The organism is Pseudarthrobacter sp. R1, assembly GCF_024494415.1.
Classification (GTDB): Bacteria; Actinomycetota; Actinomycetes; order Actinomycetales; family Micrococcaceae; genus Arthrobacter.
On sequence record NZ_JAMKFI010000009.1, the window covers coordinates 126,912 to 145,440 of the forward strand.

Genomic DNA, 18,529 nt, shown 5'->3' on the forward strand with positions numbered 1-18,529 from the left:
ACATGGACCCGCCTCTCGCGGAGGCGGGTCCATAGGGGCATCACCAGGAGGTGAAACCCGCGTCAGCCAGAATGACCTGACCCGTGACCGAGCTCGAGGCATCGGATCCCAGGAATGCGATGACACGTCCAATTTCATCTGGTTCGATCAGTCTCTGCTGCGGAACCTGACTTAACCATTGCTCCATAATGGCCGGCGACGCACTCCCCACAGATCGGAGGAGCTCGGTATTGGTATAGCCCGGAGCCACTGCATTTATCCGCACACCCCTTGGCGCCCATTCGGCCGCCAGAATCTTTGCCATATGGGCAACGCCCGCCTTGGAGACATCGTATGCCACATGGTGCTCTGGGCGGCTGGCGCGGAAGGCAGCGATGGATGAGACATTAATAATGGACCCTGACCCCCGCTCGCACATGTGCCGGGCTGCTTCTCTGGCCCCATAGAAGGTGCCCGTCAGGTCGACCGAAAGAGTTCGTTGCCAGACTTCGTCGGTCAGATCCAGAGCAAGGGAATCCTCCGCGATCCCCGCATTGTTAACCCAGATGTCAATGCCGCCGAATTGATCAGCCACCTGCTCCACTACACTGCGGACCGAGCTGCTGTCCGTCACATCGATTCTGACCGCGGCGGAGTCACCTCCTAGTGATTTCACTAGAGACTGGGCGGTCTCGTAGTTGATGTCCGCGATGACCACCCGAGCGCCCTCATCGGCGAGGACGCGTGCAGTTGCAGCTCCAATGCCTTGCGCTCCACCTGTGATGACAGCACATTTACCGCCTATGTCCAACATGTGAATCCTTCTCCATTCGCGCTGATCTCGTGTCAATACCGACACGACGAGACGTAACTTACACTATTTGAAGCCTATTTCACGGCGAAGGCAATGGTGCGAAGCATATTCCCGGGTCCGCTCCCTGTGGACCCCGGGGATATCGGGGAGTCAGCATCAATGGCTGCGCGGTTCGCAGAGGCCCGCCAAAACCACAAGAATGATAGGGGCCCTGAATCGACTCGGCATCCGCTCCAAGCGGTAGGGGTCCCGCCTTCGCGGACGGGCACGGTCCTCGCTCCGGCGTTCGCACCCGCGGCAGCGGACTGCCATAGTGCGTGGCCATTGTGAGATCATCGAGTTTCGTCATAGAATGAAATCCACTTTCACCATTTAGCGTAATCAGCTGTTCATGAAACAGGAGGGTCAGAGTTGACCGTACATACGATGAGCGAAGGGCACGGATTCCTTGAGGCTCCCCGTTGGCATGAGGGCATGCTGTATGCATCGGACTTCTTCGCCCAAGCGGTGCTGAGATTCGACCAGACTGGAACCCCAAGCGTAGTGTGCAAGGTTCCCGGACAGCCGTCAGGACTTGGATGGGGCCCAGACGGCTGCCTGCTGGTCGTATCGATGCTCGACCGCAGGCTCTGGAAGTTCGATGGTGACAACCTGCGTGAGATTGCAGACCTCAATGGTCTCGCGCCCTGGCACGCCAACGACATGGCGGTGGACAATACCGGGCGCTGCTACATTGGAAATTTCGGTTGGGACGAGTCCAAACACGATGCAATTGAGTCCACGGTTCTGATCAGAGTCGATCCCGACGGTACAGCAACTGCGGCTGCTGAGGACCTCGTATTCCCCAACGGCATTGTCATCTCTCCCGACGGAGCCACATTGTTGGTCGCTGAGACGTTCGCGGGGAGGATCACCGCGTTTGATCGGGGCGCCGACGGAACTCTTCACAATCGTCGGGTCTGGGCAGATTTCAGTGGCGGCAAGACCTTCGCAACAGTTAGCGCAGCACTTGCGTCCGGTGCATGCCTTCCAGACGGGATCGCACTGGCGGACGATGGCACGCTCTGGGTGGCCGATGCGGCAAGGCAGGGTGCACTGCGGGTCAGAGAAGGCGGAGCTGTAGTGGAGACCATACCACTCGGGAAACAAACAGCCTTCTCAGTCGCCGTAGGAGGTGCTGACAGAGACCGGCTGTTTCTGTGTGCCGGGAAGCCCTACGGAAGCGGCGACCCAAGCCTTGAGTGGGAATCGCGGTTGCTGTGGACCGAAACGAGCAGCCGATGATGCAGACAGATCTTTCCAGGAGATCAATTAGCGCGGCGCAGCAGGCGACCAGGGCCCAAGATGGCGTACGTAAGGCCCACACAGGAGGAAATATGAGGCAGACTGCGATTAAGCGACGCTGGGATCTACCCGAGTTGCCTACGTTGACCATCAAAAGGCGCTCCAACGGTGCGGACCCAGGTGCTGGGCTATTGAAACCGCAAAATGCTGGCGGCCAGGACTCCGCACCTTTGCCGGTAGCCTTGACCTCTAAACCTTCCGAGCCGAAGGTACCCGGGGCATTCTCTACGGCAAGTCTTGAGTTCGATCTTACAGAGCTGCTCAGAGAAATCGACGCAGAACTCTGGAACGAAGCGCTTTTTGCGTCGGTAAAGGCTCATGCCTCGTCAGCTTTCACCAAACATCTAGATCACCCTACAGTGGGAGCCCACGGAGTACATATGCCGGCGCTCACCATCACGCACTCTGGGAATCTCGGCCTGGACTCCTTCGCCCTAGTGGACCCTGACCACTTCATCACCATTGATGTAGGAAAGGTAGCCAGACGGGCTGTTGTGCGCCGACTGTCAGATGAAGGAGAGGGGCTCCAGATCCGCTCGGTCGCTCAAATCTCAATTACCTCTGCTCAGGGGTTCCCGCTGGCCGATATCGCTGCAGGCCTTCATCACCTTCGGTCCCTGGTGCAGGCGAGGCCGCAGGGCCTTATTGGAGGGGAATGATGATTATAGGTCAACTGCATCATGGGATCGTCGTCAGCGACATCGAGAAGTCCATCGGATGGTACTGCGGATCTCTCGGAATGGAGTTGGTCCGTCGGCAACGCCAGCAAAACGACTACACACCAATACTCGTAGGCGTGCCGGAGGCCATCTTAGAAGTGGCCCAACTGAGAATCCCCTCGCCGCTACCCACCGTCTCGACTCACGATATTGAGCTGATCGAGTACATCAAAGCAGGAATCTCGGGTGAACCAGCTCCCGTTAATCAACCAGGTAGCGCTCACCTAGGCTTCTTCGTCACAGATCTCGCCGCCCATTACGAATCTCTCCGGTCGTCTGGCACACAATTCCGCAACCCCCCGACCGCAATAACCGAGGGCGCAAACAAGGGGGGGTGGGCGTGCTACTTCCATGATCCCGACGGGAACACACTCGAATTCATCCAGCCGTCTCCTGAGCGCCTCGCGTCAATGCAGGAATTATTAAATTTGCACCGAAGCTGATGTTCCCATCCGATAGCTCCCAATGACTCTCGGAAACGCCCGCGCCAAAAATGCAACGGCTTTTAATTGCACCAAATGCTCTCGAAGTAGAAGACAATCGAATTTCGCCGCGCCCCTGCTTCATCCCCTCCTTGTCCAGGCAGGGAGCCAGAATCAGGCGCTGGGCTGCTTCCGTCGCTTTTAGCCCGACGAAATGCTCGCGGCCCAGGGTAGACTAAAGGAAAGGAAGGTAGTTTCCCTGAAAAGAAATAGTCGCACCTCGTCGGAGTTCCTTAGCGCACGGGAGCTAACTCCGATGGATGCAGAGGCGAAAAGGGAAATTGAAGTCCTCTTGGCATCGCTCGTTCAAGGTCAAGGCATCGCGTTTATTGAACCGCAGGCTGGCCATGTGCAAAGAGGGATAGTTGACATAGCTGTCCCTAAGTTCGGACTTGTCTGGATTCTAACAGGGTTGGGTGAGCGGAAGCTGCTCGACAGTGCCATCCACACATTTTGGCCGTTGGACAAGTCACCTATGTCCTAATGATGCGGCCAGATGACGCTTCGAATCCGCTTCATGGGCAATAGCAAGTCCCTTATTACATGAACGTGCCAGTGTGCCCTGACAGTCTCGCTTCCTGTGGAGGCTTGCGGTGAAGGCATAGGCCTAGACGGACGAGGTGCGGAGGCACTGAAATTAATTATCAGGGTGGCCTTCTCCGAAGATGTCTCGGCATCTTCAAAGTCATCTCCTTATGCTTCACCAATTGACACCGGCTTCTCAAGGCAATGCCCTGTCGGTGACGGCGACTGGAGTTGCAGATTCACGAAAGTCGAAGTGGCAGCCTCCTGCCGCGGCTTTCACGCAATGCACGCAGTCGGCGTAGAACCTCCACGCCGGGGGATCCAAAATGCTGAGACTGAAAACGGCGAAGTCCCAAGGGGCCCGTGGCACTGCTGGATGAGTGTGTCTAAGCCTTGATCCACCGATGATGGCTGCTGCGCCGACGGCGGTTTAAACACGAAATGCCCGTCTTTTCAGGGAAAATTGGACTTGCGACAGAACAATTTTGCTGAAGAAGAGGAGCATCCCGCAGGGCACCTGCGGGATGCTCCTCTTCTTCAGCAAAATTGTTCTGTCGCAAGTCCAATTTTCCCTGAAAAGACGGGCATTTCGTGTTTAAACCGCCGTCGGCGCAGCAGCCATCATCGGTGGATCAAGGCTTAGCCGGGAGGCGGCCAGTTCGACAGCCACCGAAGCTACCGACCTTCCTGCGCTACCAAGGCGGGTCCGTGCCCCCACCTCTTTAGCAGTCCGGGAAGTCTCTTGGAATAGTCGGATGAGTCGTCCGGTTGCCGTGCCCGCGGCCTGGGGCGTGGCCAGCGCACGCCGGACTTGGCCTGCAATTTCACGTTCACCCACAACGAGGGAATCAAGGCCGCATCCAACAGCAAACAGATGCTCGGCTACTGCTGTACCTTCGCGGTAATCGAAGAGTACTTCCAAATCTTGTAAGGGAAGGCCGGAACAGTAGCTCACAGCCTCGAGTGCGTCCGAGCACGCCTCTGCGGCATCAGATGCAGGCGAAATTTCACAGTAGATTTCGAAGCGATTGCAGGTGGACAGAACGACGCACCCTGACACTGCTGTAGTGGCATCCAACAGCGCTTGAGCAATGTTTGTGGAGACTGCTTGCAGCGTGACGATCGAATCAGGGGGGAAATAGCGGTAGCGCGCCGTGAGCACCACCAGGGGCGGAGCGCTGACCGTGCCTTGAAAGCTCGGGCTCACTGTACTAAACGTTCCTGCCACTGCTGTTCCCCCCACGAGAAATCCATCTGCTGACGCAGTTAGTGAGACCACCTGCTCCAAGACAGCGTCGTACAGCAACCTTTGGAAATTCTTGGCATGTACGACTCTTCAGGACGCCACCAGCGAAGTGCGGATCGAGGTCAGCTCATAAGCAGTCTGCCCCACCGCGGATCCAGCAGTTGTGCGCCCGCTAGCCTGAGGGCGTGCCAGAGCGTGACGGCCACTGAGTCCAGGACAGGCACGCCGGTGCTTTCTTCGATCTCGGCTGTGACGTTCGCGCCGTAGAGGTTGGTGCACAGGTACACCAAAGCGTCGGGGTTAGTGGCTGCAAGATCACGCGAGCCGGGCCGCATCTCGTCGTCGGTCACGCGTGCGAAGGATTCGTTGTCACTCAAGCCCAGGGCACGGTGGTCTACTGTTCCGACGCCTTCCCGCTCGTAGGCGGCGATCACCTGGTGGTTTACATCGTCCGTGTACGGGGTGAACAAACCGATCCGTTTGGTGCCGAAAGTTCTGAAGGCCTCCAGGTAAGCGAGCGTCGACGTGGTGGCCGCAATGCCGGTGGCGTCAGTGATTTCCTGCACCAGCTCCTGGTCGTGCTTAGCCCCCAACCAGGAACCGGAGGTGCCGTTCCAGGCAATAACGTCCACGTCCGCCGTGGCAAGCAGCCGGGCGGCGTCGCGCATAACTGCGGAGTCGAATTGCTTGTTCGAGGAATCGTCCAGGGCAATTCGGGTGACGGGGATCCGGGTGAAGTGGACGGTAACGTCGGTCCGGCCGCCCAGGATCCGGTATGTCTGTGGTTCAAGGCAGGTGTTGGATGACGGAACAATCATGCCGATCCGATGGGGGCGTGTTGGTGAAGGCATCGAAGCTCTCCGTTTCTTTTCTTGGCGCAGGCTAGAGATTTGCCCTAGCCGGGAGGCCGGCAGGGACAGTTGAGTCGTGCCCGTGGAAACCGTTCCGGGCCACAAAACGCCCGACACTCCCGGGATCGTGGAAGCCTTGGCCGTCCAGCACCACACGACCCGCGGAAATTACGACGGCGGGCCAACCGGTGAGTGCCTCCCCTTCGAACGGGGAGAAGTCTGTGCCCATGTGCAGGGCAGCGCCGTCCACCGTGCGTTCCTCGGCGGGGTCGAAGATCACCAGATCAGCGTCGAAGCCTTCCGCGATGCGTCCTTTCCCGGGGACTGCATTGATCCGTGCCGGCTCTGCCGAGAAGACTCCCACGAAGTCCTCCACACTGGCACCGGCAGAGATCATTGCCGTGAAGGTGACCGGCATGCGGGTCTCGACGCCGGGCAGGCCGTGAGGCATGGCCCGGACATCGTCCGTGCGCTCGCGCTTCTGCGACAGGTCGTAGCAGGAATGGTCCGATGACATGGTGTGGATGGCCCCGGAGGCCAGCCGTTCCTTCAGTGCGGCCACCGTTTCGGCGTTGCGCATGGGCGGGCAGCAGGCGAACCACTCAGGAAACTTCGAGCCGTACACGGAATCATCCAGCGTGACGTAGTGCGGGCAGGTTTCGGAGTACGCCTCCTGCCCGCGGGTCCGTGCCTCCGTCACCAGATCCACTGCCCGTGGCGTTGATTGATGGACAAAATAGACCGCCGCCCCCGTGTATTCAGCCATGGCCAGGGTTTCCTTGACGGATACTTCTTCCGCCAGCTCGGGCCGCGTCCGGTGCAGGTGCTCGATACCGATCCGGCCGTCCTGGGCGTGCTGCTCCGTACAGTCGGTGATGATGGGATCGTGCTCGGCGTGGATGTAGGTAAGGCCGTCCAGCCGGACCATTTCGCGCATGACTTTCACTATGGTGTCCCCGTCCGCCATGGTGGTGCCGCGGTTGGTGGTGTACATCTTCACCGAACGCACGCCTTCGGCGGCAAGCTGCTCAAGCTGCCAGGGCACGGTTTCGTCCCAGCTGATCACAGCACCGTGCAGGGCAACGTCGCACCTTGATTCTGTTGCCAGCTCTTTTTTGTGCAGGACGGCTGCGAGGGGGGTTTCCTGCGCATCACGGGGTATGCCGAAGTCGATGATGGTGGTGGTGCCGCCCCACAAGGCTGCTGTGGACGTGGTGCGGTAGTCGTCCAGGGTGCGGAAGCGACCGGTGACCTGTGCCACGTGGCAGTGGCCGTCCACGCCGCCGGGAATCACAAGGCGCCCGCCGGCGTCGATAGTCCGTTCGGCGCGCGGAACGGCTTCCGAGGCGTCGATGAGCTGTGTGACCAGGCCGTCCTGGACCACGATATGGGCATTCTGGCGGCCGAAGCTGTTGACGACGGTGGCGTGGGCAATAACAAGGTCTGGGTGGCGGGACATCGATGTCCTCCTTCTGAAGAAAGCTTGGTGGTTTACGCGGTGGGCACTGCGGACGAGGTGCTGTTCTGGGCGGCTGAGAGGGCGGCGTCGAGGTTTTCACTGAGTCCCTTGCGGCCCTTGACGGGCGGGGCAGCGAAGGCGCCTGCGCGGTGCGGACCGGATTCGAGCCCCACCACGGCCTCTGCCATCCGGATGCCGGCTGAGATTCCGTCCACTACAGGGACGGGAATCTGCCCTTTGAGTTCGCGGGCCAGCCCGGCAAGCGGTGCCCCTGCCAGGATGACGACGTCGGCGCCGTCCTCCGCGACGGCCTGGCGGCTGAGTGCCAGGAGGGTTTCCTTAAAGTCCTGCTGGACCGAGCCGATGGCGTTGAGGGTTTCGTTGATGGACCGGATGGAGGCCAGCCTTCCGAGCAGGCCGAACCGCTCCACGCAGTCGCGGTACCAGGGCTTGATTCGGTCCGAGATGGCGATGATGGAAAAACGGTGGCCCTGCAGTGCGGCGGCGCAGAGTGCTGCCTCCGTGATGCCGATGACCGGAATGCCCGTCAGTTCCTTGAGGGCGGGCATGCCGGGATCGCCGAACGCTGCCACCACCACCCCGTCAACGGGCTCCGTGCCAGGGCGCGTGTGTTCGGCGATGATTTCGGCTACGGCGCCGGCGGCAATGAGGGATTCGAAACGCGTCTCGATGTATTCCATGCCGTGGCCGGCGGTGCGGACCACCAATTCGGTGCCCGGAGCCGCGGAACGGAGGGCCTCGGATTCGATGAGGGCGGTGACATCGTCGCTGATGTTGGGGTTGATGACCAGGAGTCGCATTATTTCTTCCGGTGAAGTTGGGGTTCGGTTTTCTCGAAGTCTTCGGGGAACTGCTCGCGGTATTTGCCGATGTGGGATGCCGATTGTGCGGCGGCACGGTCGGGGTCCCCGGTGGCGATTGCGGTGTACAGCTCGCGGTGTTCCTGGATGAGTTCCGGCAGGTCGCTGACGTGGCGGAAAAGCCAGTGCATGCGGCCCTGGAGGGGTTCCAGTGCCGATTTGAGGAAGTTGTTGTCCGCGATGGAGGTGATCGCGTCGTGGAACTCACTGTTTGAGCGGTGCGCTTCCCGAACGGCGCCCTTCGCGAGGAAGCCCTCGGCGTCGTCGAGCAGCCCTTTCAGGTATGCGAGGTCCTGCTCGGTTGCCCTGACGGCGGCCAGCCGGCAGGCCAGGACTTCCAGGGACTGGCGAACGTCGAAGAGGTCCTCCACGTCTTTGGGGCTCAGCGTGCTGACTTCTGCTCCCCGTGCGCCGCGGTCGCTGATGAGGCCTTCCTGGCGGAGCATGCGGAGTGCTTCGCGGACGGGCAGCCTTGAGACGGAGAATTCCGCTGCCAGGTCACGTTCCACCAGCCGCGTGCCGGGAGCGTAGTGTCCTTCGAAAATCCGGGTGCGAAGTGTGTCCCGGACGGCCTCGCGGAGGGGGCGTTCCTTGTCCTGGGTATCTTCTGCGCTAAGCATGGTGCTCCATTCGGGTTTTCGTGTGACGTCGCTCCCGGCAGCGGGGGCGTGGGTTGTGTGTTGCCTTGGGTGGCCAGCTTAGACAGGAAGCCGCTTGTTGTAGTTCAGGGTCAGGACAGACGCACCCATAATGATCGCGGATCCTACGAAGTACAGCAGGGCCCACGTGTACGAGCCGGTGGCCCCGACGATCAGGCCGACGGCGATGGGAGTGACGAACCCGGAGATGTTGCCGCTGAAGTTCATGGCACCGCCCAGGACGCCCGCATTGGTACGCCCGCCCAGGATGGATGGAATACTCCAGAACAGCCCAACCCAGCGCAGGAAGAACATCACGAGCGATAGCAGGACGACGGCCGTGGTGGGGTCGGGAACCACAGTGACGCCCACGAGACCGCCGATGACCACCAGGCTGGAGATTCCGAGGAGGGTACGCATGACGCGGTTGGCTGAGGCGCCGGAAGCACGCCATTTGTCGGCGATGGTGCCGCCGATGATTTCGCCAACGAATCCTGCCCCGAAGATCACGAAGGTGGACCAGCCGATGGTCTTCAGGTCAAAGCCTTTGTCCTGGGAGAGATAGAGCGGGCCCCAGGTGAGCAGGCCGTAGAACACGCCGTTGAAGCCCAGCCAGCCCAGGCACATGGCCCAGAAGGAGCGGAATTTAAGGTAGGGGAGTAGGGCGCGCTTGCCTTTGCTGCCATCGAGCTCCGCTTCGGCGTCCTCTGCCGCGTGCGAGGCTTCGATGTACGCGGCCTCGGCCTCATTGACGCCGCGGTGGTCGCGGGGATTGTCCCGGACGTACCACCAGACGGCGAGGCCCATGAGGACGGTGGCGGCACCGGCGATCAGGAAGGCCAGGCGCCAGCTGCCGGTGGACGCGATAAGCCCGGCGATGATGATGCCGCCAAGGCCAGCACCAAGGGGTGCTCCGGCGTCCAGGATTGTCGCGCCGCGGCCGCGCTCGGACTTGTGCATCCAAATGGCGTTCAATTTGCCGCCGGCCGGCATGACGCCGGCCTCGGTGACGCCGATGCCCATGCGGGCGATGAACATACTGAGGAATCCGCCTGCCATTCCCGAGGCCGCGGTGGCAGCCCCCCAGCCGACGCAGGACGCGGTCATCACCTTACGGGGTCCGAACCGGTCGATCAGCCAGCCGACGGGGATCTGCATGAGGGCATACGTCCAGAAGAAGGCCGACAGCAGCAAGCCCACAAGTTCGGGGGCGAGATTGAACTCCTTTTGGATGATGGGGAGCGCCACGGAAATGGAACCGCGGTCGATGTAGTTGACGGCAACCAAGACCAGGAGCAACAGGAAGAGCTTCCAACGGACGGTGGTGCGTCGTTGCACGCCATCCTTCTGCGGGTCGTCGGTGGCTACCGGGTTTGAAGTGCCGTCGGTGGCGGCTGTTTCAGTATTGGGAATAGACACAGCTTCTCCTTCACGGGGAAGTTACGGATGGGGAAAGCAGGGACGGGCAAATGTGCGGGTGGGTGCCGGGTGGGACCGCAGACCAGATCTGGTCGCTGGCACTTGAGAGCGAAACCTGGCTGGCCTTGTGGGCGATCCGGAGCGCCAAAGTGAAGCCAGGTTTGGGATCCCGTTTTGGGATCCCAAAATCAGACTAGGAGTGACGCATGCCACTGTCAAGGGCTGTCGACCGTAGGCCGGGGGATGTGGTGAAAATTCCAATTGTGACTGCCTGCGGCGTCGTGGTTGGCGCCGACGCCGCAGGCAGCCCCGCAAGGGGGAGCGCCGGACTAAGCAAGGACAGGGGGAGCGCACCCTACACAGCATTTGTCGGCAGCCGTATAGTTCACACAATGGCGATGAGCATGCTTGCCACGAAGTTCCATGTTCCGGCCCCGCGGCGCCACGCCGTCGCCCGCCCCAGGCTTGTCGATCCTCTGCTCTCGGAAGCACGCGCAGATCGGAAGCTCACTCTGATTTGTGCCCCGGCCGGCTTTGGCAAGACCACGTTGTTGAGCCAGTGGGTGCATCGCGTCCGGGCAGCAGAGCCCGAGGTGCGGGTCGCCTGGTTGTCCCTGGATGATGGCGACAACGACCCTGCACGTTTCTTAACCCATCTCATCGCCGGGATACACGGCGTGGACGCAACCATCGGGTCAGGTGCCAAAGCACTGCTCGACGCTACGCAGGCCGCGGCGGCGGAACCGGTTCTGGTAGCCCTCATCAATGACCTCGCCCAGGTTGGAACCACCTTCATCGTTGTCCTCGACGACTACCATGCAGTCGAAGCGCACCCTGTTCATGACGCCGTAGCGTTCCTGCTCGATCATTCCCCGCCCCAACTGCAACTGGCCATCGCCAGCCGTTCTGACCCCCCGCTTCCTTTGTCCCGTTTGAGGGCGCGGGATCAGATGACTGAACTGCGCGCTGCCGACCTCCGCTTTTCGGCCAAGGAGGCTCAGGCCTTCCTGAATGAGTGCATGGGGCTGGGCCTTTCCGCCGAGCACATTTCCGCCCTCGAGGCCCGGACGGAAGGCTGGGCTGCCGGTTTGCAGCTCGCGGCGCTGTCCCTGCGCGGAAACGCGGACGTGCCAGGCTTCATCGACGCCTTCACCGGCAGCAACCGCTTCATCCTGGATTACCTGGTCGAGGAGGTACTGCAGCACCAGCCCGACGGCGTGCGCAACTTCCTGATGCGCAGTGCCATTCTTGACCGCCTCTCGGGTCCGCTGTGTGACGCGGTCACGGGCCAGGGCGGCAGCAGTGCTGTTCTTGACCACCTGGAGAGGGCGAATTTGTTTGTTGTCCCCTTGGACGACCGGAGACAGTGGTATCGCTACCACCACCTCTTTGCCGAAGTGCTCCGGGCCCGTGTATCCCATGAGGAACCTGACCTCCAGCAGTCGCTGCACCGGCGCGCCAGTGAGTGGTACCAGCACCATGATCTGCTGGAGGACGCCCTGAAGCATGCGCTGGCGGCGGGGGACTTCGAACGGGCGGGGGCCTTGTTGGAGGCGGTGATGCCAGCCATCCGAAAGAGCCGGCAAGATGCAACCCTGCGTGGCTGGTTGAACGCCCTTCCCGACCACATTGTGCGAGCGAACCCTGTGTTGAGCGTATTTTACGCCTGGCTGATGCTCACCTCCGGTGACTTGGACGCCGTCGAACAACGTCTCCAGGATGCTGAACGTGGACTTGCGGAGGCTTCCCGCGACGGGGAACGGACACGTGACCTCCGCACAGGGCTGAAAGCAGGGAGCGAAGAGTTCCGCGCCCTGCCGGTGACCATTGCCGTGTACCGGGCAGCGCTGGCCCAGGCAGTGGGGGATGTGGCAGGGACCGCCGCCCATGCCCGGCGCGCGTTGGTGCTGTGCGGGCCGGACGATCATCTGTCGCGGGCCGCGGCGGCAGGATTCCTCGGGCTGGCCGCGTGGGCCCGCGGTGATCTCGACACGGCGGTGCCCACTTTCGCCGAGGTGGCCCCGAACCTGCGTGCTGCAGGAAATATCGCCGACGAACTCGCCAGCACCATGGTGCTGGCGGACCTGTGGATCGCCAGGGGCAGCCTGACCGAGGCCCGGCGTCTTCTGGAGCAAGCCCTTACTGCCGCGGACTCTGCAGGCATATCCGCTGGTCCGCCAACTGCCGACCTCCATGTGGGAATCAGCGCACTGAACGCTGAGACCGGGGACCTGGCTGCCGCGAAAGAACAGCTGGCAGCAGGGATCGCGCTCGGAGAGGCGGCGTCGCTGCCGGAGAACCGGTATCGCCGCTTCGTGGTGAAGGCACGCCTTGAGTACCTGCGCGGAGATCCTGACCGTGCCATCGGGCTGTTGGAGGAGGCCGAACGGCGTTACCTGCGGGGTTTCTTTCCCGAGGTCCGGCCGATCCTTGCGATCAAGGCGCGGATCTGGATCGGCAAAGGGGCTCTGCGGGAAGCCTGGGACTGGGCCCGGGCACGGAACCTCACCGCCGGTGATGACCTGACCTACCTGCGGGAATTCGAACACCTCACCCTCGCCCGCCTGCTCATCGCCCAACACGAAGCAGACCCACCTAGCGGCTCCCTCGGTGACGCCTTCGAGCTGCTCGAGCGGTTGCTCCAGGCCGCCCAAACCGCCGGCCGGGGTGGCAGCGTCAACGAGATCCTCGTCCTGAAGGCAAGGGCGTCTCAGGTACAGGGCGGTCTCGGTTCGGCGCTCGAGGCCCTGGAACAAGCCCTCAAACGAACCGCAGCCGAAAGCCACGTGCGGCTGTTCCTGGATGAAGGCGAACCCATGATCGCTTTGCTGCGCAGGGCCGCCGTCGAGCATATCTGTCCCAGCTATGTCAGCCACCTGCTCCACGCAGCCAACACCGGGGCAACGGCACCTGCCACGTCTCACGGCACCTACGCGATGCCCGTCCAGCTCAGCGAGCGGGAACTCCAGGTGCTCCGGATGCTCGACTCTTCCCTGAGCGGGCCGGAGGTCGCCCGGCAGTTGTTCGTCTCACTCAACACCCTCAGAACCCATACCCGGCACATCTTCGAAAAGCTCCAGGTGAACAACCGGGCCGAGGCAGTTCGCTGCGCACGTGAGCACGGGCTCCTCTAAACGAAGCAATCCCATGCGAAGATCACCACCCCGGTCACCACAGGTGGTGATGCTGTGTCACCACGCGCATCCGTAGCTTTGGAACCGTCCCCGGCACCCGCCCGGGACCAACCAAAACAAGGAGCGCGGAAATGACCACCACCCCGTCCAAACTCAGCGGAGCTGCCGGCGTCGCCGCCATAACCGCCGGACTGCTGTACGGAGGGATACAGTTCGTCCACCCGGTTGAGGAAGTCGCCAACGTCACCGGCAGCGCCTGGGCCATCGTGCATTACCTGACCGTGGCGATGGGTGTCCTCGGCCTTGCCGGCATCACCGGAATGTACCTCAAGCAGGTGCAAGAGACGGGGCTGCTGGGGCTGTCCGGCTTCCTTCTGCTCGGACTGTTCTATCTCACCGTCATCGCGAACTCGTTCGTGGAGGCATTCGTCCTGCCGCCACTGGCGGAGCAGGCTCCGCACATTGCAACGGACATCCTCGGCATCTTCGGCGGCGCCGCAGCGGATGGGAGCCTGGGCCCCCTGGAGGGCATTAGCACGTTCGCCTTCGCGGTCTACTTCCTTGGCGGCCTGACCTTCGGCGTTGCCGTCTTCCGCGCCCGGGTCCTCGCCCGCTGGGCGGGCATCCTGTTGGCCGTGGGGTCAGTCTCTACCGCTCTGCTTCCGCTGTTTCCCCACGCTCTGGGACGCTTCGCCGCCCTTCCCGTAGGTATTGCCGTGGCGTGGTTGGGCTACTCATTGTGGGTCAGCACCCGCCACACGGGTTCCCCGGCTGCCGGGACCGTCGTCCCGGGGCGTGGCCGCGCTGTGGCCCAATGATGATCAGAAACGAGCACGGACCCGGGCACTACGAGCTCCGGGTGGAAGGGCACCTCGATGATCACTGGGTGGAATGGTTCGAGCGTCTTGAACTAACGCGCGCAAGTGACGGTACAACAGCTTTCTACGGCCCGGTAGCAGACCAGGCCGCACTCCACAGCCTCCTCAACAAGGTCCGTGACCTGGGCATGGTCCTCATCTCAGTACGAATGATCACCCCTCCAGCCGGGCCGGACGACGGTCACTGAAACTTATTCGCCGCACCGCCCTCTTAGATATGAGCCCCAAATGTCTGCAAGAATCAACACACTCCTACCTGCCGTACTCATAAGGACCTTTGCGTTCGCCGGATTCTTCTCAGCAGCCATACTGCTGGTCAACGCGGCAAAAAGGGCAGGAGTCATCCCAACATCACCTTTCACACAGCTCGCCGCGCCGCTTGCTCAAGTCGCCGCCATCGGGCTGGTGATCGGTGCCTATGTGGTGATGTCCCGCCCAGCCGGCGCCCTGGCAACCTCAGGTGCCGTTCTCTCCGTCACCTCACTGGCCGGCCTCGTCGGGGTTGAATTTGTCCTCAACCTCGTCTTTCCCTACATCGGCCAAGACGTGATTGCCGTGCTGCGTGCAGGTCCGCTCGGTATCGCGCTGACGGTTGTATCCATGGTGTTCCTGCTCGGTGCCGTTGTCTTTATGTTCGCGCTGTGGCGCACTTCAAATGTGCCCAAGGCTGTAGTCATTCTTTACACATTGAGTTCAGTTCCCATCGCCCTGCGGACGGTGTTTCCGGAAACTGTGCTGCAGCTGGGCCTGGTTGGTTTGGCAGTGGCCGCCGCTTTCCTTGCCTTCTGGATACTTCGCAATGTCGCTCGGACAACAACAACTGAAGAGGCCGCTAAAGCAACGGCAACAGCTGTTATTGGGACAAGCTAGTCCCGGAGTTGGGCGGTGGCGGTCCTCTTGGGAAGTGGAAGGGGCTGGCTGATCTATTGCCTGGGAGCCGCGATGGAATCACGGCGCACGAGGGGGCAGCTCAGAATGGTCGGGTGAAGTGCCATGAGGGCAAGGTCGGTCTTCCCCTCGACGGCGTCAATCAGGTGCTCGGTGGCCCAGGCACCCATTTCGTAATGAGGCAGGGCCACGGTGGTGAGGCCCGGGTGAAGGTTGGCAGCGATCAGTTCCTGGTCATCGAAGCCGACGATTGAAAGGTCGGCGGGGATGCTGAGCCCCAACTCCGCAGCGGCGCGGTAGGCTCCCATCGCCATCCGGTCGTTGTAGCAGAACAATGCCGTAGGCATGTCAGCGCGGTCCTCGCGTGCCAGGATCCGCCGGGCCGCCTCGTAGCCGCCCTGCACCTCGGAGACCTCGGACTCGACGGGTGCCGCGGCGCCGTCGAGCCCTGCTTCAGCGAGCGTGGCCCGGAAGCCCCGGAGGCGCTCATGGGTTGCGGGAACGTCGTCCGTGTTGTTGAGGAAGCCGATGCGGGTGTGGCCCGCTGCGAGGAGCGCTTCCACTGCCGTGCGTGCACCGCCCTCCTCGTCCGGGACCACGGCTGTGATGTTTCCGCCGGCGGCCACGGAGTCCACCAGGACGGAAGGCACGGTGCCGAGGTTGGCCGGTAGTTCCACGTTGCGGTGATACATCGTGGCGTAGAGAATGCCGTCCACCCGGCGTTCCAGGAGGGCCTCGACGTCGGCCTGCCGGGACGCCAGGCTCGCTGAGCCGGAGGTGTTGATAATCATGAGGTTGTATCCCCGGGCCTTGGCGACCTCGTCCGCGCCGAGGATGATCCGGCCGGCGTGGGCCGTGGTGGCGATATCCTCGCTGACCAGGCCCAGCATGCCGGTGCGCTGGGTGCGCAGGGCCTGGGCAAGGCGGTTGGGTCCATAACCCAGCTCCTCGGCCGCGGACCTGACCTTGTCCCTGGTTTCGGGGCTGATCCGTGCATAGGAAACGTCGTTGAGCACGTGGGAGACAGTTGTCACGGACACGCCGGCGGCAACGGCCACGTCCTTGATGCCGATGTTCTTGTTGCTCATCTGTCTCCCACGTCCTTATGGTTTGTGATGCCCCTGGGGGTCATCTGTAGGCTACTGGCACTTGCCGCGCGGGAAGTACCGCCCGAAACGAACGGCGGCCCCGCACCAAAGGTCGCGCTCGCACACAGCGGCGGATTGCGTTAAGCCACTTGACGCCATGTCAGCTCCGTCACAGTCCGCAGTCTAGGATCGGAAGTGTGGAACTAGCCGGGAGGACGCTTCAGGCGGCCTCGTTGCGGGAGAGCGGGCCGCAGAAACTACTCGAGAGTATGCATCATGGCTTCGAACATTGACCCTGAATCTGACAATGGTGTTGAGGGCGGGCAGCCGGGCGGCGTTCAGTCTGTGGACCGGGCACTCGCGGTGCTGGAAATCCTGGCTCGCGACGGCCATGCAGGCGTCAGCGACATCGCCGAGGAGATGGGCATCCATAAGTCCACGGTCTCGCGCCTCCTCGGCTCGTTGGTGGCCAGGGAAATGGTCCATCAGAACAGCGAGCGCGGAAAGTACCAACTGGGCTTCGGCATCCTGCGTCTGGCCAGTTCCATCCCGGGCAGGCTCAGCCTGGTCCGGGAGGCACGGCCCGTCCTGGAAGGCCTGGCGGACGAGTTCAAGGAAACAGTCAACCTTGCCGTGCTGCGCTCCAACTACGCGGTGAACGTAGACCAGGCAATGGGGCCTTCGACCTTGGCCACGTATGACTGGGTAGGCAACCTGACGCCGCTGCACGCCACCTCGAGCGGGAAGGTCCTGCTTGCCGCGCTGCCGGCCGAAGATCGGGACCGCATCCTGAAGGAGACGGGCCTGCCGGCGCGGACTCCCCGGACCATCACCAACCGCAAGGAACTTGAAAACCAGTTGCTCGCCGTCGCCCGCGCCGGTTATGGTGTGGTGCGCGAGGAATTCGAGATCGGTCTGACGGCGGCCGCCGTTCCCGTCTACAACCACCTGGGTGCCGTGATCGGGGCCATCAGCATCTCAGGCCCGGCTTTCCGCTTTGATCCTGAAGAGATCCCGGGACTGATCGAAGCGCTGAAGCAGGGAGGGCTGCAGGTCAGCGCCAAGATGGGCTACACCGGCCGCTAGGGCATCAGCGTCCACGGGAGGACAGGAAGCTGCCGAACGCCAGGACGCCCCACGCCGGCAGCGCTCAGACGTCCTCTTCGAGCCGGGCGGTGAGGATCCGACTGGCGTTGACCTGCAGGATGCCGAGGGACTCCTGGATAAGAGGTGAGGCGATGCTGCCCCTGCGCACCGCGACCACAATGCGGCGCGTGGGTTTCGCCTTACCGGTGATGCGTAGCCGAACCACGTTTTCGGCGCCATGCAAGGGCGCCAGCCGCGGCAACAGGCCGACGCCCAGCCCCGCACCCACGAACGCGATGTGGGTTTCCCATTCGACGGCTTCATGGGCAATCCGCGGTGTCACCCCGACTGCCGTGAACGCCGCCGTGAAGAGGGAATGGTAGGCGGATCCGGCGGCCTCAGTGATCCAAGGTTCCGATGCCAGCTCTTCGAGCGTCGCTGTTTCCCGTGATGCCAGCGGATGGTCACCGGGAATGATCACGTCCAGTGGATCGTCGAGCAGAACTCTCTGCTCGAAGCGCGGATCGTCCTCACCAAAACTGTCCGACTGCATGGCGACAATGACTGCAAGGTCGATTCGTTCCGCAACCAACAAGTCGAAGCAGCGGGCCGGATCAGCCTCCAGAACCTGCACCTCCAGCAGGGGGCGTGTTGAGCGCAGGGTGGCGGCCAGCGGTGCGAGCAACTGGGCGGCCGCACTGGAAAATCCGCCGAGGCCAAAGTGGGACTGCACCTGGTCGCCGGCCTCCATGGCTGCTGCGCGCAGGCTCTCCCACTGGGCAATGAGGGGATCCGAGCCCGCCACCAGAAAGCGTCCCGTCGCCGTAAGCCGAACGCCCCGGCCGTCTTTCGTCAGCAGCTGCATTCCAAGCACCCGCTGGAGCTCCCGCAGTTGCGCGGAGACGGCAGAGGGAGAGTAGCCCGTGAGCTCCGCGGTCGCGCCTATGGTGCCGCACCTGGCGAACACGCGGAGGGTGATGAGCCTTGCATCGATCATGCACTTATTTTGCATGGTCATCGTCGAAATCTTGCGCTTTTGTTGCAGCTCTTGTGACCCTAATCTCATCACTACAAGTTCTTCGGCCGTGCCGCCCGCAC

General features: G+C 62.2%; 16 protein-coding genes and 1 pseudogene. 8 read left to right on the forward strand and 9 right to left on the reverse strand.

Features of this window, described 5'->3' with window-relative positions; all coding sequences use genetic code 11:
* Positions 1 to 40: 40 nt before the first annotated feature.
* Complete coding sequence (locus tag M8J71_RS17830) at positions 41 to 793, reverse strand: SDR family NAD(P)-dependent oxidoreductase (RefSeq protein WP_256249139.1); 753 nt, start codon at positions 791 to 793, stop codon at positions 41 to 43.
* Positions 794 to 1,219: 426 nt separating this feature from the next.
* Between M8J71_RS17830 and M8J71_RS17835 the strand changes: the two genes are divergently transcribed.
* From M8J71_RS17835 to M8J71_RS17845, 3 genes are all read left to right on the forward strand, one after another.
* Entirely contained in the window at positions 1,220 to 2,077 is an 858-nt protein-coding gene (locus M8J71_RS17835) for an SMP-30/gluconolactonase/LRE family protein (protein ID WP_256249140.1), read from the forward strand.
* A 92-nt stretch (positions 2,078 to 2,169) separates the two neighbouring features.
* A complete protein-coding gene (locus M8J71_RS17840; RefSeq protein WP_256249141.1) occupies positions 2,170 to 2,796 on the forward strand; it encodes a hypothetical protein in 627 nt (208 codons plus the stop codon).
* Complete coding sequence (locus M8J71_RS17845) at positions 2,793 to 3,299, forward strand: VOC family protein (protein ID WP_256249142.1); 507 nt, start codon at positions 2,793 to 2,795, stop codon at positions 3,297 to 3,299. The genes M8J71_RS17840 and M8J71_RS17845 overlap by 4 nt, the downstream gene beginning before the upstream one ends.
* 1,216 nt (positions 3,300 to 4,515) lie before the next feature.
* On the opposite strand, the pseudogene M8J71_RS17850 reads toward M8J71_RS17845, so the two are convergent.
* The 6 genes and pseudogenes from M8J71_RS17850 to M8J71_RS17875 form a co-directional block, all read right to left on the reverse strand.
* Positions 4,516 to 5,142: pseudogene (locus M8J71_RS17850) on the reverse strand (hypothetical protein); the annotation flags it as partial.
* A gap of 89 nt (positions 5,143 to 5,231) precedes the next feature.
* Entirely contained in the window at positions 5,232 to 5,960 is a 729-nt protein-coding gene (locus M8J71_RS17855; RefSeq protein WP_256249144.1) for a maleate cis-trans isomerase family protein, read from the reverse strand.
* Between the two features lie 31 nt (positions 5,961 to 5,991).
* A complete protein-coding gene (locus M8J71_RS17860; RefSeq protein WP_256249145.1) occupies positions 5,992 to 7,419 on the reverse strand; it encodes an amidohydrolase family protein in 1,428 nt (475 codons plus the stop codon).
* A gap of 32 nt (positions 7,420 to 7,451) precedes the next feature.
* Complete coding sequence (locus tag M8J71_RS17865) at positions 7,452 to 8,240, reverse strand: aspartate/glutamate racemase family protein (protein WP_256249146.1); 789 nt, start codon at positions 8,238 to 8,240, stop codon at positions 7,452 to 7,454.
* Positions 8,240 to 8,920, reverse strand: coding sequence for a GntR family transcriptional regulator (locus M8J71_RS17870; protein WP_256249147.1), 681 nt, complete (start codon positions 8,918 to 8,920; stop codon positions 8,240 to 8,242). Before M8J71_RS17870 ends, M8J71_RS17865 begins: the two co-directional genes overlap by 1 nt.
* Before the next feature lie 78 nt (positions 8,921 to 8,998).
* Positions 8,999 to 10,357, reverse strand: a complete 1,359-nt coding sequence (locus M8J71_RS17875) for an MFS transporter (protein ID WP_256249148.1) — start codon at positions 10,355 to 10,357, stop codon at positions 8,999 to 9,001.
* Positions 10,358 to 10,755: 398 nt separating this feature from the next.
* Here M8J71_RS17875 and M8J71_RS17880 point away from each other — a divergent pair, with 398 nt between their 5' ends.
* The 4 genes from M8J71_RS17880 (at position 10,756) to M8J71_RS17895 (ending at position 15,239) form a co-directional block, all read left to right on the forward strand.
* Complete coding sequence (locus M8J71_RS17880; RefSeq protein WP_256249149.1) at positions 10,756 to 13,491, forward strand: LuxR C-terminal-related transcriptional regulator; 2,736 nt, start codon at positions 10,756 to 10,758, stop codon at positions 13,489 to 13,491.
* A gap of 131 nt (positions 13,492 to 13,622) precedes the next feature.
* Positions 13,623 to 14,309 (forward strand): hypothetical protein, encoded by a 687-nt coding sequence (locus M8J71_RS17885; RefSeq protein ID WP_256249150.1) that lies wholly within the window; start codon positions 13,623 to 13,625, stop codon positions 14,307 to 14,309.
* On the forward strand, positions 14,306 to 14,557 hold the full coding sequence (locus M8J71_RS17890) for a hypothetical protein (RefSeq protein WP_256249151.1): 252 nt from the start codon (positions 14,306 to 14,308) through the stop codon (positions 14,555 to 14,557). The genes M8J71_RS17885 and M8J71_RS17890 overlap by 4 nt, the downstream gene beginning before the upstream one ends.
* A gap of 40 nt (positions 14,558 to 14,597) precedes the next feature.
* Positions 14,598 to 15,239 carry a hypothetical protein gene (locus M8J71_RS17895; RefSeq protein WP_256249152.1) on the forward strand — a complete coding sequence of 214 codons (642 nt, stop codon included), beginning with the start codon at positions 14,598 to 14,600 and terminating at the stop codon, positions 15,237 to 15,239.
* Positions 15,240 to 15,292: 53 nt separating this feature from the next.
* Here M8J71_RS17895 and M8J71_RS17900 read toward each other — a convergent pair whose 3' ends face one another.
* Positions 15,293 to 16,345, reverse strand: a complete 1,053-nt coding sequence (locus M8J71_RS17900; RefSeq protein ID WP_256249153.1) for a LacI family DNA-binding transcriptional regulator — start codon at positions 16,343 to 16,345, stop codon at positions 15,293 to 15,295.
* Between the two features lie 276 nt (positions 16,346 to 16,621).
* Between M8J71_RS17900 and M8J71_RS17905 the strand changes: the two genes are divergently transcribed.
* Entirely contained in the window at positions 16,622 to 17,431 is an 810-nt protein-coding gene (locus M8J71_RS17905) for an IclR family transcriptional regulator (RefSeq protein ID WP_256249154.1), read from the forward strand.
* A gap of 64 nt (positions 17,432 to 17,495) precedes the next feature.
* Here M8J71_RS17905 and M8J71_RS17910 read toward each other — a convergent pair whose 3' ends face one another.
* Positions 17,496 to 18,428, reverse strand: a complete 933-nt coding sequence (locus tag M8J71_RS17910; protein WP_256249607.1) for a LysR family transcriptional regulator — start codon at positions 18,426 to 18,428, stop codon at positions 17,496 to 17,498.
* Positions 18,429 to 18,529 lie beyond the last annotated feature (101 nt).